Annotated in this window: 14 protein-coding genes; 2 read left to right on the top strand and 12 right to left on the bottom strand. The window is 69.6% G+C overall.

Features of this window, described 5'->3' with window-relative positions:
- Positions 1 to 386 precede the first annotated feature (386 nt).
- The 10 genes from VHB92_RS08875 to tilS form a co-directional block, all read right to left on the bottom strand.
- The gene (locus tag VHB92_RS08875) at positions 387 to 791 is read right to left on the bottom strand and encodes a VOC family protein (RefSeq protein WP_325453387.1); all 405 of its coding nucleotides are present in this window, start codon (positions 789 to 791) and stop codon (positions 387 to 389) included.
- Positions 792 to 896: 105 nt separating this feature from the next.
- Positions 897 to 1,340, bottom strand: a complete 444-nt coding sequence (locus VHB92_RS08870) for a helix-turn-helix transcriptional regulator (protein WP_325453386.1) — start codon at positions 1,338 to 1,340, stop codon at positions 897 to 899.
- A 39-nt stretch (positions 1,341 to 1,379) separates the two neighbouring features.
- On the bottom strand, positions 1,380 to 1,859 hold the full coding sequence (locus VHB92_RS08865; RefSeq protein WP_325453385.1) for a DUF3180 domain-containing protein: 480 nt from the start codon (positions 1,857 to 1,859) through the stop codon (positions 1,380 to 1,382).
- Positions 1,856 to 2,362: a 2-amino-4-hydroxy-6-hydroxymethyldihydropteridine diphosphokinase gene (gene folK / locus VHB92_RS08860; protein ID WP_325453389.1), complete on the bottom strand. Its 507-nt coding sequence runs from the start codon at positions 2,360 to 2,362 to the stop codon at positions 1,856 to 1,858. The genes VHB92_RS08865 and folK overlap by 4 nt, the downstream gene beginning before the upstream one ends.
- Before the next feature lie 26 nt (positions 2,363 to 2,388).
- A complete protein-coding gene (folB, locus tag VHB92_RS08855) occupies positions 2,389 to 2,772 on the bottom strand; it encodes a dihydroneopterin aldolase (protein ID WP_325453384.1) in 384 nt (127 codons plus the stop codon).
- Positions 2,769 to 3,587, bottom strand: a complete 819-nt coding sequence (gene folP / locus VHB92_RS08850) for a dihydropteroate synthase (RefSeq protein ID WP_325453383.1) — start codon at positions 3,585 to 3,587, stop codon at positions 2,769 to 2,771. The genes folB and folP overlap by 4 nt, the downstream gene beginning before the upstream one ends.
- A complete protein-coding gene (folE, locus tag VHB92_RS08845; protein WP_325453382.1) occupies positions 3,584 to 4,156 on the bottom strand; it encodes a GTP cyclohydrolase I FolE in 573 nt (190 codons plus the stop codon). Before folE ends, folP begins: the two co-directional genes overlap by 4 nt.
- Positions 4,157 to 4,291: 135 nt before the next feature.
- On the bottom strand, positions 4,292 to 6,304 hold the full coding sequence (ftsH, locus tag VHB92_RS08840) for an ATP-dependent zinc metalloprotease FtsH (RefSeq protein WP_325453381.1): 2,013 nt from the start codon (positions 6,302 to 6,304) through the stop codon (positions 4,292 to 4,294).
- 86 nt (positions 6,305 to 6,390) lie between these two features.
- On the bottom strand, positions 6,391 to 6,942 hold the full coding sequence (gene hpt / locus VHB92_RS08835; protein WP_325453380.1) for a hypoxanthine phosphoribosyltransferase: 552 nt from the start codon (positions 6,940 to 6,942) through the stop codon (positions 6,391 to 6,393).
- Between the two features lie 184 nt (positions 6,943 to 7,126).
- Positions 7,127 to 8,164 (bottom strand): tRNA lysidine(34) synthetase TilS, encoded by a 1,038-nt coding sequence (gene tilS, locus VHB92_RS08830; RefSeq protein ID WP_325453379.1) that lies wholly within the window; start codon positions 8,162 to 8,164, stop codon positions 7,127 to 7,129.
- 197 nt (positions 8,165 to 8,361) lie between these two features.
- Here tilS and ppa point away from each other — a divergent pair, with 197 nt between their 5' ends.
- Positions 8,362 to 8,853, top strand: a complete 492-nt coding sequence (ppa, locus tag VHB92_RS08825; RefSeq protein WP_325453378.1) for an inorganic diphosphatase — start codon at positions 8,362 to 8,364, stop codon at positions 8,851 to 8,853.
- Between the two features lie 122 nt (positions 8,854 to 8,975).
- On the top strand, positions 8,976 to 9,899 hold the full coding sequence (bla, locus tag VHB92_RS08820; protein WP_325453377.1) for a class A beta-lactamase: 924 nt from the start codon (positions 8,976 to 8,978) through the stop codon (positions 9,897 to 9,899).
- Positions 9,900 to 10,229: 330 nt separating this feature from the next.
- On the opposite strand, the gene VHB92_RS08815 is transcribed toward bla, so the two are convergent.
- Entirely contained in the window at positions 10,230 to 11,714 is a 1,485-nt protein-coding gene (locus VHB92_RS08815; protein ID WP_325453376.1) for a C40 family peptidase, read from the bottom strand.
- A 17-nt stretch (positions 11,715 to 11,731) separates the two neighbouring features.
- On the bottom strand, positions 11,732 to 13,006 hold the full coding sequence (locus VHB92_RS08810; protein WP_325453375.1) for a M23 family metallopeptidase: 1,275 nt from the start codon (positions 13,004 to 13,006) through the stop codon (positions 11,732 to 11,734).
- Positions 13,007 to 13,100: the final 94 nt, after the last annotated feature.

Here is a 13,100-nt window from a genome sequence, read left to right as displayed (position 1 = left end):
GGCGCCATGGCGTCGTGTCGTCGAGCGCGGCGACGTCCAGTCGTTGCGACACTGTGCTCCTCGGTTCGACCGCTTGACCGGCGGATCGTGCCCTCCATGGTACTGACGCTGCCTGCATGGAAAGGCACACGGCGAGACGTCGTGCTCACAGTCCGGCATCCCTCGCCCGCCGCGGTCGTCCGCCCAGCACCGCTCGGCTCCCTGGAACGCGACCGAGCTCCCCGGGGGACCGAGTGAGCCGAACAGCCCGGTGTCGGGCGCACATCGACTCGTCGGCTCGCACGGGGAGCTCGCTCAGGACGCTGGCACAGGGGCGGCGCAGGGTGCCCGCGCACGAAGCACGCGCCGAGCTCGCGCAACGAACTCGCCGAGCGTGCCCGAAGGCGTCAGGCCTGCGCGATCCTGATCAGGTTGCCGCTGGGGTCGCGCACCGCGGCATCCCGAACACCCCAGAACTGGTCGGTCGGCTCCTGCACCACCTCGACACCGGATGCCGCAGCCAGCTTCTCGAACGTCGCACCGAGGTCGTCCGTGCGCAGCTGCAGCATCTGCAGCTCGCCCTTGGCCAGGAGCGCGGCGACCGCGTCGCCGTTCTCCTGCGACCGGCCGGCGTGCGGCTGCTCCAGCACGATCTCGATCTCGGGCTGGCTGGGAGTGGTGAGCGTGATCCAGGTGAATCCGCCGTTGGAGACCTCGTTCTTCACGGTGAGGCCGAGGATGTCGCGGTAGAAGGAAAGGGCTGCCTGCGGGTCGTCGACCAGCACGTGCACGCCGCTGATGGCTACTGTCATGACCTCAACGCTAGGCGGGCACCGGAGCCCGGGCTTCTCCGAAACTGCTCGCTTCCGGCGGCTGCCGCCGCGCCGCGGTTCGTCGTGCCCGAGCCCGCGACGCGGTCACGAGGATGACGTGACGAGCCGCTCCTCCAGATGCGCTCGCCCCTCGCTGCGGCGAGGCCGGGTGAGCAGCATGGCCTGGCAGGAGGCGAACGAGTCGAGCACCTCGTGGCTGTTGGCGCGGTAGGCGGACGGCGTCACGCCCACGAGTTCGGTGAAGCGGGAAGAGAACGAGCCGAGGCTGGTACATCCGACCGCGAAGCAGACATCCGTCACGCTCAGGTCGCCGCGCCGCAGCAGCGCCTTCGCGCGCTCGATGCGCCGCGTCATGAGGTAGGAGTACGGCGTCTCGGAGTACTCCTCGCGGAACCGCCTGCTGAAGTGCGCGGCGGACATGAGGGCCGTCGCGGCGAGCGCGGGCACATCCAGCGGCTGCGCGTACTCGCGATCCATCCGGTCGCGGGCCATGCGCAGCCGGCGCAGCTCCTGCAGATCGACAGCCATGACTCCAGTCTGCCTCACCGCTGGCGCTCGACGTCCGGCTCAGTGCGCCGGCGCGTGCTCGGAACGCTCGGTCTCCTCGTCCTTGGGCGGCGGGAGCGTGCAGAAGTACTCGGCGATGAGGCCGCCGACGAGCAGGATGACGGCGCTCACGGCCGCCGCGACGCTCAGCCACACCGACGCGGAGGGCGCGGGCACCGGCCGCGTCAGCACGTAGATGACCACCCCGATGCCGGTTCCGGTGAGCAGCCCGCCCGCCAGGCTGCACGCCTTGGCGAGCACCGCGATGCGCATGGCGCGGAACGGATCGACGTGCACCTTCACCTTGCTGCGCACGGCCCGCCTGATCGGGATCGCCAGCAGCACCACGATGATGCCGATCGCGACGAGCGTGATCGACAGCGAGATCGGCGGGATGAGCATGGGCGATCCGGCCGCGACGAGGGCGAGCTCGAGCAGGTATCCGATCACGACGCCCACGACGCCGAGCGAGATCAGCACGGCGGGTCCGGTGCGCCTCACGAGCGTCCTCCCTCGCCGGTCGCCGCCGCATCGGATGCCCGCAAGCCCGCCAGCAGCGCATCCACGCGTCCCAGCCCCGGCAGCTCCGCATCCGGGTCGACGTCCAGCCACGGCGCGAGCACGAACCCCCGCTCCGCTGCTCGCGGATGCGGCAGTGTCAGCCGGTCATCCTCGATGCGCCGGTCGCCCATGGCGATGAGGTCGAGGTCGAGTGTGCGATCGCCCCAGCGCTCGAGGCGCACGCGGCCGTTGGCATCCTCGATGCGCTGCAGCTCGTCCAGGAGCGCGTGCGGGTCGAGCGCCGTCGAGACGAGGGCGACACCGTTGAGGTAGCGAGGGGCATCCTCGTCGACGCCGTCCAGCCGGAGCGCCGCCGTCTCGATGAGGGGCGAGACGGCATCCACTCGCACCTCGGGTGTGCTCGCGAGGTCGTCGAGTGCAGCCCTGATGGTCGCCTCCCGGTCGCCGAGGTTGCTGCCGAACGCCACCACGGCAGGCTTCATGGGTCGCAGTCGCTGCGGCTTCACGATCACGACACCACCTCCGCTGCCCACGCCCGATCGCGCACGACGGTGACCGCGACGTCACCGAACGGCACCGCGATGGGCGCCTGCGGCTTGTGCACGGTCACCTCGGTGCGCTCGACGGGGAACGCCAGCACCACGCGTGCCACGCGCTCGGCGACCGTCTCGATGAGGTCGACCGGATCGGACGCCACGGCCTGTGCCACCGCCTCCGCGAGCTCCCCGTAGTGCACGGTCGCGCCCAGCTCGTCACCGTTCGCCGCCGGCGCCAGGTCGAGCCACGCCACCACGTCGATCACGAAGTCCTGCCCGTCCTCGCGCTCGAAGTCGAAGACGCCGTGGTGCGCGCGCACCCGGATGCCGGTCAGGGTGATGCGGTCGCCGCTCATGGTTCCATCCTGTCGTCATCGCCGGAGCCGCTCCAGGAACGGACCACATCGAGCGCGATCCTCGTGGAGACGACGTCGTGCACGCGAACGCCCCAGACCCCGTCCCTGGCCGCGAGCGCCGCGATCACGGCGCTGGGCAGGTCGCGGTCCTGCGGCGTGGCGCCGACCCACATCAGGTCGGCGAGGAACCGCTTGCGGGATGCGCCGAGCAGCATAGGCAGTCCGGCCGACTCGAACTCGCGCAGGTGCCGCAGCACGTCCCAGTTGTGCTCCGAGTTCTTGGCGAATCCGAGGCCGGGGTCGACGATGATGCGCCGCCGTGCGACGCCCTGACGTTCCAGCTCGTCGACTCTCCGGAACAGCTCTTCGCGGATCTCGCGGGCGGCGTCCGTGTAGCGGGCGAGGTCGTTCATCGTGCGGCTGTGCCCGCGCCAGTGCATCGCCACGTAGTCCACGTCGCGCTCGGCGACGAGAGGCCCCATGGCGGGGTCGGCCAGGCCGCCAGACACGTCGTTCACGATCTGCGCGCCCGCGTCGAGGGCCGCCGCGGCCGTCTCGCTGTTCATCGTGTCGATGCTCACCCGGATGCCTGCGGCAGCGAGCTCGCGCACGACCGGCAGCACGCGCCCCAGCTCGGCCGGTACGGGAACCCGCTCGGCGCCCGGGCGCGTCGACTCCCCGCCGACGTCGACGATGTCTGCGCCCTGCTGCGCCAGCTCGAGGCCGTGCGCGATGGCGGCATCCGTCGACGCCCAGCGACCGCCGTCGCTGAACGAGTCCGGCGTGACGTTGAGCACGCCCATGATGCGCGTCACGCGACTCCCCGGCCGATCAGCGTGATCAGCTCGGCGCGCGCCACCGGGTCGCCTAGCTCGCCGCGACTCGCGATCGTGACGGTGGAGGCATCCGTCTGGTGCGCGCCGCGTGTCGTCACGCACGCGTGCTGCGCATCCAGCACGACGAGCACGCCTCGGGGATCGAGGGCGTCGACGATCGTGTCGGCGATCTCCTCCGTGAGGCGTTCCTGCAGCTGGGGCCGCGCGGCCAGGATCTCCACGACCTTGGCGAGGCGTCCGAGTCCGACGACGCGATCGCGCGGCAGGTACGCCAGATGTGCGACGCCCAGGAACGGCAGCAGGTGGTGCTCGCACATGGAGCGGAAGTGCACATCGCGCAGCAGCACCGTCTCGGCCTCGCTCTCGCCGAGCGGCACGCTCTCGCGGAGAGGCTCAGCTGCGTCGAGGGCGAGTCCGCCGAAGAACTCCTCGTACGACTCGGCGACACGAGCCGGCGTCTGTTGCAGGCCCGACCGCGTGACGTCTTCGCCGATAGCCGCCAGCAGTTCGGCGACCGCCGCTTCGATGCGTCCGCGGTCGATGGCCATCAGTTCGCGCCTCTCCGTTCGTGCCTGGCTCCGCCCCATCGCCTGCTCAGCACGACGCCGGGAATCTCACGATGCGATGGGGACGAAGGCCGCGGATGCAGGGACTCGTCCGCCTGCATCCGCGGCTCTCCGAGGCTACGCCGTCGCGGGACGCGGCTTGATCTGTCGCGAGCGCTTCGGCTTGCTGGGATTGGGGTCGGAGTCGACGTCGCCGTCCACGATGCCCGGGTCGATCGGCGCGGTCTCCGGCTCCGGGAACGCGATCGGCGGGATGCCGGGAGACACCCGGTTCTCGGCCGACACCCACTCGGGGCGCTCCGGCAGCTTCTTGACGTCCTTGAAGATCTCCGCGATCTGGTTGTGGTCGAGCGTCTCCTTCTCGAGCAGCTCGCGCGCCAGGCGGTCGAGGATGTCGCGGTTGTCGTTGACGACCTGCCACGCCTCGTCGTGCGCCTTCTCGATCAGCGCCCGCACCTCGGCATCCACGCGCTCCGCGATGCGCTCCGAGTAGTCGCGCTGGTGACCCATGTCGCGACCGAGGAACATCTCGCCGGAGGACTGGCCGAGCTTGACCGAACCGATGTCGGAGCTCATGCCGTACTCGGTGACCATCTTGCGGGCGATGCCGGTGGCCTTCTCGATGTCGTTCGAGGCGCCCGTTGTCGGGTCCTTGAAGACGACCTCCTCGGCGACGCGGCCGCCCATGGCGTACGCGAGCTGGTCGAGCAGCTCGTTGCGCGTCACGGAGTACTTGTCCTCCAGGGGCAGCACCATCGTGTAACCGAGGGCGCGACCGCGCGGCAGGATCGTGATCTTCGTCACGGGGTCGGTGTGGCGCATCGCGGCGGCCGCGAGGGCGTGGCCGCCCTCGTGGTAGGCCGTGATGAGCTTCTCCTGGTCCTTCATCACGCGCGTGCGGCGCTGCGGGCCGGCGATCACGCGGTCGATGGCCTCGTCGAGCGCGCGGTTGTCGATCAGCTGGGCGTTCGAGCGTGCGGTGAGCAGCGCGGCCTCGTTGAGCACGTTCGCCAGGTCGGCACCCGTGAAGCCGGGCGTCTTGCGGGCGACGACCTCGAGGTCGACGCCTGCCGCCAGCGGCTTGCCGCGTCCGTGCACCTCGAGGATCTTCTTGCGGCCCTGCAGGTCGGGCGCATCCACGCCGATCTGACGATCGAAGCGTCCGGGGCGCAGCAGCGCGGGGTCGAGGATGTCGGGACGGTTCGTCGCCGCGATGAGGATGACGTTGGTCTTGACGTCGAAGCCGTCCATCTCCACCAGGAGCTGGTTCAGGGTCTGCTCGCGCTCGTCGTGACCGCCGCCGAGACCGGCACCGCGGTGGCGGCCGACGGCGTCGATCTCGTCGACGAAGATGATGGCCGGCGCGTTCTGCTTGGCCTGGTCGAACAGGTCGCGCACGCGGCTGGCGCCGACACCCACGAACATCTCGACGAAGTCGGAACCCGAGATCGAGTAGAACGGAACGCCCGCCTCGCCGGCGACGGCTCGCGCCAGCAGGGTCTTGCCCGTGCCGGGAGGGCCGTACAGCAGCACGCCCTTCGGGATGCGAGCGCCGACCGCCTGGAACTTCGCCGGCTCCTTGAGGAAGTCCTTGATCTCCTGCAGCTCTTCGATGGCCTCGTCGCTGCCTGCGACGTCGTCGAACGTGACCTTCGGGCTCTCCTTCGAGACCAGTTTCGCTCGCGACTTGCCGAACTGCATGACCTTGTTGCCGCCGCCCTGCATACCGGAGAGCATCAGCCAGAAGAACGCGCCGATCAGCACGACGGGGAGCAGGATGCTCAGCGCGGACAGCCACCAGCTGGGCTGCGGAACCTGGTCGTTGTAGCCCTTCGACAGGTCGGCATCCGTCACCGCCTTCACCACGTCGGCCCCACGCGGCTCGACGTAGTAGAACTGCACCGAGGTGCCGTTGTTGCCGTCGGCCTTGGCCAGGGTCAGGTCGACCCGCTGGTCGTTGTCGACGATCGTCGCCTGAGTGGCCTTGCCGTCCTTGAGGAGCTCAAGACCGTGCTCGGTGCTGACCTCCTTGAAGCCCGACATCGTGATCAGGCTGGAGCCGATCCACACGATGACGACCGCAAGCACGATCCACAGGATGGGGCCACGGAAGATCTTTTTGAGGTTCATGGTGCTGTCAGGCTACCGCCACGGCACTGAGGGGCATCTGCATGTTCGCCGACGGCGTGCTGTCAACGCGCCCCCCGTTCGAGCGCCTATTCGTACACGTGCGGAGCGAGGATTCCCACCGAGCGCAGGTTGCGATAGCGCTCGGCGAAGTCGAGCCCGTACCCCACCACGAAGTCGTTCGGGATGTCGAAGCCTACGTACTTGACGTCGACGGCGACCTTGGCGGCATCCGGCTTGCGCAGCAGCGCGCAGATCTCCACGGATGCCGGTCCCCTGGAGATGAGGTTCTCCCGCAGCCACGACAGCGTGACGCCGGAGTCGATGATGTCCTCGACGATGAGCACGTGACGGTCGGCGAGCGCCGAGTCGAGGTCTTTCAGGATGCGCACCACACCGCTGGACTTCGTGCTCGCGCCATACGAGCTCACCGCCATCCAGTCCATGTTGATCGGGATCGTCAACGCGCGAGCCAGATCGGCCATCACCATCACGGCGCCCTTGAGCACGCCGACGAGCAGCACGTCCTTGCCCGCGTAGTCGGCATCGATCTGGGCGGCCATCTCGTCGAGCCGCTGGTGGATCTGCTCCTCGGTGACGAGAACCCTCGTGAGGTCGCCCTCGATGTCTTCTGGCAGCATGCCTTCAATCCTATGGCGGTCGGGAGCGACGCATCCCGGCGGGGGTTGGTGCCGCCGGGTCAGTTTTTCCGCACTAGTGCATCGTCCGGAGTGCCTCCTCGTCGGCTCTTGCGTCGGTGCCTGCGCGTCGGTTTTTCCGCCCCAGTGCCTCCTCGCCGACTCTTCCCCGTCGCCGCGCTCCACTTCAGTGGTCGTGCGGGAGCACCGTGGTGGATCCCGTCGTGGAGAACACGATGCGTCCGCCGGCACGCGCCGCGCGGATGCCGCAGGGCAGGTCGAGCGGCTTCTGCCCGTGCCAGTCGGTGACGAGGCGCGCGACGGCGACGACGTGCACGCGCTCGAGCGCGACCCCGAACTCGCTGAAGACGACGAACCGGATGATGCGGTTGCGCAGCGCGGGCGGGTTCGCCTCGAGCGCGCCGACCGACACGGCGATGCCCGCCTCGGCGGGCTCGCAGATGTCCTCGATGACCTCCTCGATCATCTCGTCGAACGCCTGGGCGTCCTCACGCAGCTGCTCGGCCGTGCGCGCGAGTGCCTCGGCGACGCCCGGGCCCAGTTCTCGTTCGAGCACGGGCAGCACCTCGAGCCTCACACGCACGCGCGTATAAGAGGGGTCGAGATTGTGCGGATCGTCCCATGGCGTCAGGCCCGCGTCGAGACACGCCTGCCTCGTCGTCGCCCTACGGATGCCCAGCAGCGGCCGCAGCGTGCTTCCGGATGCCTGCGCCATGCCCTGCAGGCTCGCCGCGCCCGATCCCCGCGCAAGTCCGAGCAGCACGGTCTCGGCCTGGTCGTCGAGGGTGTGCGCGAGCAGCACATGCGACGCCTTAGCCTCGACCAGCGCCTCCACGAACGCGGTCCTGCGTGCCTCGCGTGCAGCGTTCTCTGGGCCGCCCGCGTCGGCCGTCGCCACCTCGACGCGCTTCACCACGACCGGGTCCAGGCCGAGCGCGACCGCCTGCTCGCGTGCGCGGTCCGCGATCTCGGCGGAGGCATCCTGCAGCCCGTGGTCGACGATGACGGCACCGACCTGGATGCCGGCCCTCGGCCCCTCGAACGCCGCTGCGGCCGCGAGCGCGAGCGAGTCCGCCCCACCCGAGAGCCCCACGAGCACGCGGTCGCCCTCGCCGAGGCCGGCCGCGGCGAGCGTGTCGCGCACGGCTCGGCGCACGTCGGCGATCGGCGGGGTGAGGCGCGGGCGGCGCTCGGCATCGGTCACGGGTCAACGCTAGGCCGTGCGCGCGTGCAGGTGGAGGGTCGGCCGAGGATCGCGACGACGGAGGAGTCCGGTGGTGGTGGATCTCGGCGGTGGAGCACGATCGGGCCGACGGTAGATTGGAAGGCGCTCGTCAGCGGCGGCGACGCATGCGGACGGCCGCGGCGGGCATCCATAGGCATCCCCACGAATGGAGCACCATGGCCGACTACGACGCCATCATCGAGATCCCGCGCGGCAGCCGGAACAAGTACGAGGTCGACCACGAGAGCGGTCGCGTCTACCTCGACCGGGTTCTGTTCACCGGCTTCGGATACCCCACCGACTACGGCTTCTTCGAGAACACGCTCGGTGAGGATGGCGACCCGCTCGACGTGCTCGTGCTGCTCGACTACCCGCTGTTCCCCGGCGTGGGCGTGAAGGTGCGTCCGGTCGGAGTGCTCCACATGAGCGACGAGGCCGGCGGCGACGACAAGGTCATCGCGGTGCAGTACAAGGACCCGCGCTGGACGCACATCCAGGACGTGGACGACATTCCGGAGTACACGAAGAAGGAGATCCAGCACTTCTTCGAGCACTACAAGGACCTCGAGCCCGGCAAGTGGGTGAAGGTGGATGCCTGGGGCTCCGCCGCCGACGCCGACAAGCTGGTGCAGGAGGCCGTCGCCCGGCTCGCCGAGCAGGGCCACTGATCGACCTGGGCTTCCGGCTCGGTCTGCACCGTCGCCTCGGTTTGGGCCGGCCCTTGGCGCGCGTCCCACATGGTGCGGGACCGTCCGCTCCGTCGCCGTCGCGCCGTCGGCGGTCGGCGGCGATGGCCGCGACCGGCATTGCGCTGCTCGCGTTGCTGACCGGATGCGCGGCAGCGCAGCCTGCACACGTCGCGTCGGCATCCGGGTCGGCCACGGCGTCGGCATCCGCCCCGCACAGCTCGACGGCGCACGTCGACGATGACGCCGTGAACGCGGCCCTTGCGGCGCTGGAGACGCAGTACGCCGCGCGCGTGGGTGTGCAGGTGATCGACACCAGCACCGGAGCGACGTACGGGTACCGGCAGCGCGAGCGGTTCGCCCTGGATTCGACGAGCAAGATGCTCACCGCCTCGGCTGTGCTTCAGCATGCGACCGACGCGGAGCTTGCCGGGATCGTGCGGTACACATCCGCCGATCTGCAGTCGTACTCTCCGATCACATCGCAGCACGTCGAGAGCGGCATGTCGCTGAGCGACCTGATCGGGGCGGCGCTGCAGTACAGCGACAACACAGCCGCGAACCTGCTGTACGAGAGACTCGGCGGTCCGTCCGGAGCGCAGGCGGCAGTGCGCTCATGGGGTGACGAGGTCACGAACCTCGACCGCACGGAGCCCGACCTGAACTCCGCGGTTCCCGGCGACCCGCGCGATACGTCCACCCCGCAGCAGGTGGCCACGGACCTGAAAGCGCTCCTACTCGGCCGGACGCTCCCCGCGCAGCGACGGCAGTTCCTGTTGCAGACCATGCTCGGCAACACGACGGGAGCGTCGTACATCCCCGCGGGCGTGCCGTCGACGTGGCGCGTTGCCGACAAGACGGGGAACGGAGGCTACGGCTCACGCAACGATGTCGCGGTCCTGTATCCGCCGGGCGGCAAGCCGATCGTGCTCGCGATCTATACGACGAGAAACGCTCCGGATGCCGCCTCCGACGACGACCTCATCGCCGCGGTGACCCGGTCCGTCGTCGCCGCTCTGCCGCGATAGCTGCTGCGCCCGCTCCCCCGGCACCTGGCGCACCCGCTCCCCCGGCACCTGCCGCACCCGCTACCCCGGTATCTGCTGCGCCCACTAGCCGCACACTTGCCGCGGTTTTCAGGATCACGCGGTTCTCACCCGCATATCGCAGCCGAGAGGACTCTCATCCTGAATACGGCGCGGCCCTGCCGCCCGCTCGCCGCACACCATCAGCTGAGGTCGCCGCGGCCCCGTTCACCGCAGACCGCAACTTCGACGATATGCCGTACGGAAATCGCGATTTCCGTACGGCGATTCCACAAAAGTCCGGCGCAGCGGCTCGCCCCACGACGCGAGCACTCAGGCGGTGGGACGCGCGACGTAGGGGTATGGAGACCCCCACAGCGACTGCACGGCGAGCGGCTCGCCGTAGTCGCGTGCCGCGATGATCTGGTTGTTCCCGAGGTAGATGGCGTCGTGGTAGAAGCCGTCGTCGTACCAGAAGATGATGTCGCCGCGCTGGCGCTGGCTGAGCGGCACCACCTGGCCCCGGGCCTGGGCTGTGTAGAACTGGCTCGACACGCTGTGCGTACCGACGTAGATCCCCGCGGCGCCGTAGGCGGCCATGACGAGTCCCGAGCAGTCGTAGTACACGGGTCCGGCAGCACCGAGGTCGTACGGCGCACCGATGTGGGCGTACGCATATGAGATCGCCGTTTCGACAGCGCTGCTGTTCGGAGCGCCGACACCACCGCCACCCCCACCGGAGGGCGCGGTCGAGCCCCCACCGGACGGCGACCCGCCGCCCTGCGACCCGCCGCCGGGCGAGCCGCCACCCGGCGACCCACCGGCCTGACCGCCGCCGGAGGTTCCGCCCGATCCGCCCGAGCTTCCCTGCGAAGGCGGGGCGGTAACGGTCTGCGCGGCCTTCACTCGCACACCTTCGGCATACTGCTGCGCCACCTGCACCGACGTGTTCTGCAGCGTCGCGAGCTGCGACACGAGTTCCGTCTGCTTCGTCTGCTGGTCGGCGAGCGCGGCCTGCGCGGCGGATGCGGCATCCTTCGCCTTCTGCAGGGCGGCCTCGGCGGCATCCGCCAGGTCTTTCCTGGTCTTCTCGGCGGCGGTGGCCTGGTCGGCCAGCGATGACGCCGTGTTCTTGTCGGTCACGGCCTGCCGGTAGATGGTGCTGGTCTGCTCGGTGAGCTGGCTCATGGTTCCCAGCTGGTAGAGCAACTGACTCGACGCGTCGGCGTCGCCGCCGCTGAGCAGCAGGTTCACCGACGAGTCTCCACCGGTCTTGGCCAGGTGGGATGCGAGCAGACCTGCGCGCATCGCGGACGTCTTCGCCGTCTTCGCGGCGGCCTTCGCTTTGGCCTGAAGCTGCTCGGCCTTGGCCGTCGCGTCGTCGAGCTTGCCCTTGGTGATGAGGTAGGCCTCTGCGGCCTTGTCCGCGGCGATGCGCGCGCCATCCGCCTGCTTCTGCAGGTCGCCGATGAGACCGGTGATCTTGTCGACGAGCGCCTGCTGGTCGGCGACGTTCTGCTTCGCCTGCTGCACGTCGTTGGCGCTGGGGTAGTCATCCGCGTGCGCCGGCGGCACGGCGATGCCGATCGCACCCGTCATCACGCCGACGACCGCGGCACTCATCGACAGCGGCACGAGGGATGACGTGCGGTTCGTGGTGCGCTTGCGCTTGCCGTCGCGCTCGGCATCCGTCACCGGATGTCCGGCCGGACCCCACACGGACGCCCGCTCACGCTGCCGCCGTTCGGCCTGCAGGATGTCGTTCTCGTGTCTCAGCCTGTCTGCGCGCGCAGACTCGTTCGGCGATTCGGTTGCCATATCGCCCCCCGCGATCTTCAGCCGAGCGGTGCTCCCCGAGCGGCCATGAATGAGATGGGATCGATGGCGCTTCCACCGGTCCGCACCTCGAAGTGCAAGTGGCATCCCGTGGATTCTCCGGTCGAGCCGACCAAGGCAATCGGCTCCCCTGCACCCACATGCTGGCCGATGCCGACCAGGATGCCACCACTCACGATATGTCCGTATCGCGTCGAAATGCCACCCCCGTTGTCGAGCATCACCAGGTTTCCGTACCCCCCATACGGGCCGGTGAACGTCACGGTTCCGTCGTGCGCGGCGTAGATGGTGGAGCGGCATCCGGCCCCGATGTCGGCGCCTTCGTGGTAGCTGCTGCACCCGGAGCAGGGCGCCACACGCGAGCCGAAACCGTCGGTGATGGGTCCATAGGCGGGCACCGCCCAGCCCTGCGGGCCGACGTATCCACCCGGGAGGCCCGCGCCGGTGTGGGCAGCCGCGGCTGCCGCGGCACGGGCCGCGACGCCCTGTTCGTACCCGGCGACCGTCTTCGCCGTGGTGTCCTGCAGCGCGGCGAGCTGTGCCTCCAAGACGACGGACTGCGCCTGCTGAGCCGCCAACGCATCCTGCGCAGCCTGCGCCGCCGCGACCGCCTTCTTCAGGGCGGCATCCGCGTCGGCGCGCAGCTGCTCGCGTTCCGTGCGGGCGGCGTTCGCCTGGTCGCTCATGGACTTGGCCGTGTTGCGCGCCTGCTCCGCCTGCTGGTAGATGCCGCTCGTGTTTTCGACCAGCTTCGAAGCGGATCCGAGGTGGTCGAGCAGCTTGTCGGCATCCTTGGCGCTCTTGCTTCCGCCGAGGAAGAGGTTGGCCGTGAGGTTGCCGCCGCCGGAGCGGTACAGCTCGGCCGCGAGCCGGCCGGCCTGGGTGGTGGCGTCATCCGCCTTCTTCTGCAGACCGGATGCCTGCGCCTGCAGCCCCTGCGCCTTCACGTCGGCGAGGTCGAACTTCTGCTGCGCCTCGCTGAGCTCGTCGCCGGCCTTCACCGAGGCGGCCTGCGTCTGCTGCACCTGCGTCTGCAGGTTCGCGATGAGGCCCTGGATCTTCGTCACCTCGGCCTGCGCCGCCGCCTGGTTGGCCTTGGCGTTCTGCACGTCCTGCCAGCTCGGGTAGTCATCGGCGTACGCGGGAGCCGCGATGCCGCCGACCAGCACGAGACCCACGATCGCGACGAGGGCGCGGACCGCGATCGGAACGTTGATTCGCCCCGCCGCTCGCCGGATGCGCACGCGTCGTGGCGTACGTTCGTCTCGCGTCATGCTCTCGTCCTCGTATGCGGGCGCGGGGTCGCCGCCGGCGGGTACTCGGTGCGACTGTAACCCGGGCCGGGGCCGCCGCCCGGGTCATTCCGCG

Source organism: Humibacter sp., assembly GCF_035547335.1.
Taxonomy (GTDB): domain Bacteria; phylum Actinomycetota; class Actinomycetes; order Actinomycetales; family Microbacteriaceae; genus Humibacter.
The sequence above is the reverse complement of the archived record's forward strand: the minus strand, read 5'-3'. Positions and strand labels throughout refer to the sequence as shown.

Bases quoted from the DNA above. Each gene is read 5' to 3' on its own strand.
- ftsH (WP_325453381.1), bottom strand. From the start codon at position 6,304: ATGAACCTCAAAAAGATCTTCCGTGGCCCCATCCTGTGGATCGTGCTT.
- VHB92_RS08810 (WP_325453375.1), bottom strand. From the start codon at position 13,006: ATGACGCGAGACGAACGTACGCCACGACGCGTGCGCATCCGGCGAGCG.
- folB (WP_325453384.1), bottom strand. From the start codon at position 2,772: ATGAGCGGCGACCGCATCACCCTGACCGGCATCCGGGTGCGCGCGCAC.
- VHB92_RS08870 (WP_325453386.1), bottom strand. From the start codon at position 1,340: ATGGCTGTCGATCTGCAGGAGCTGCGCCGGCTGCGCATGGCCCGCGAC.
- bla (WP_325453377.1), top strand. From the start codon at position 8,976: ATGGCCGCGACCGGCATTGCGCTGCTCGCGTTGCTGACCGGATGCGCG.
- VHB92_RS08875 (WP_325453387.1), bottom strand. From the start codon at position 791: ATGACAGTAGCCATCAGCGGCGTGCACGTGCTGGTCGACGACCCGCAG.
- hpt (WP_325453380.1), bottom strand. From the start codon at position 6,942: ATGCTGCCAGAAGACATCGAGGGCGACCTCACGAGGGTTCTCGTCACC.
- folK (WP_325453389.1), bottom strand. From the start codon at position 2,362: ATGAAGCCTGCCGTGGTGGCGTTCGGCAGCAACCTCGGCGACCGGGAG.
- VHB92_RS08815 (WP_325453376.1), bottom strand. From the start codon at position 11,714: ATGGCAACCGAATCGCCGAACGAGTCTGCGCGCGCAGACAGGCTGAGA.
- ppa (WP_325453378.1), top strand. From the start codon at position 8,362: ATGGCCGACTACGACGCCATCATCGAGATCCCGCGCGGCAGCCGGAAC.
- folE (WP_325453382.1), bottom strand. From the start codon at position 4,156: ATGGCCATCGACCGCGGACGCATCGAAGCGGCGGTCGCCGAACTGCTG.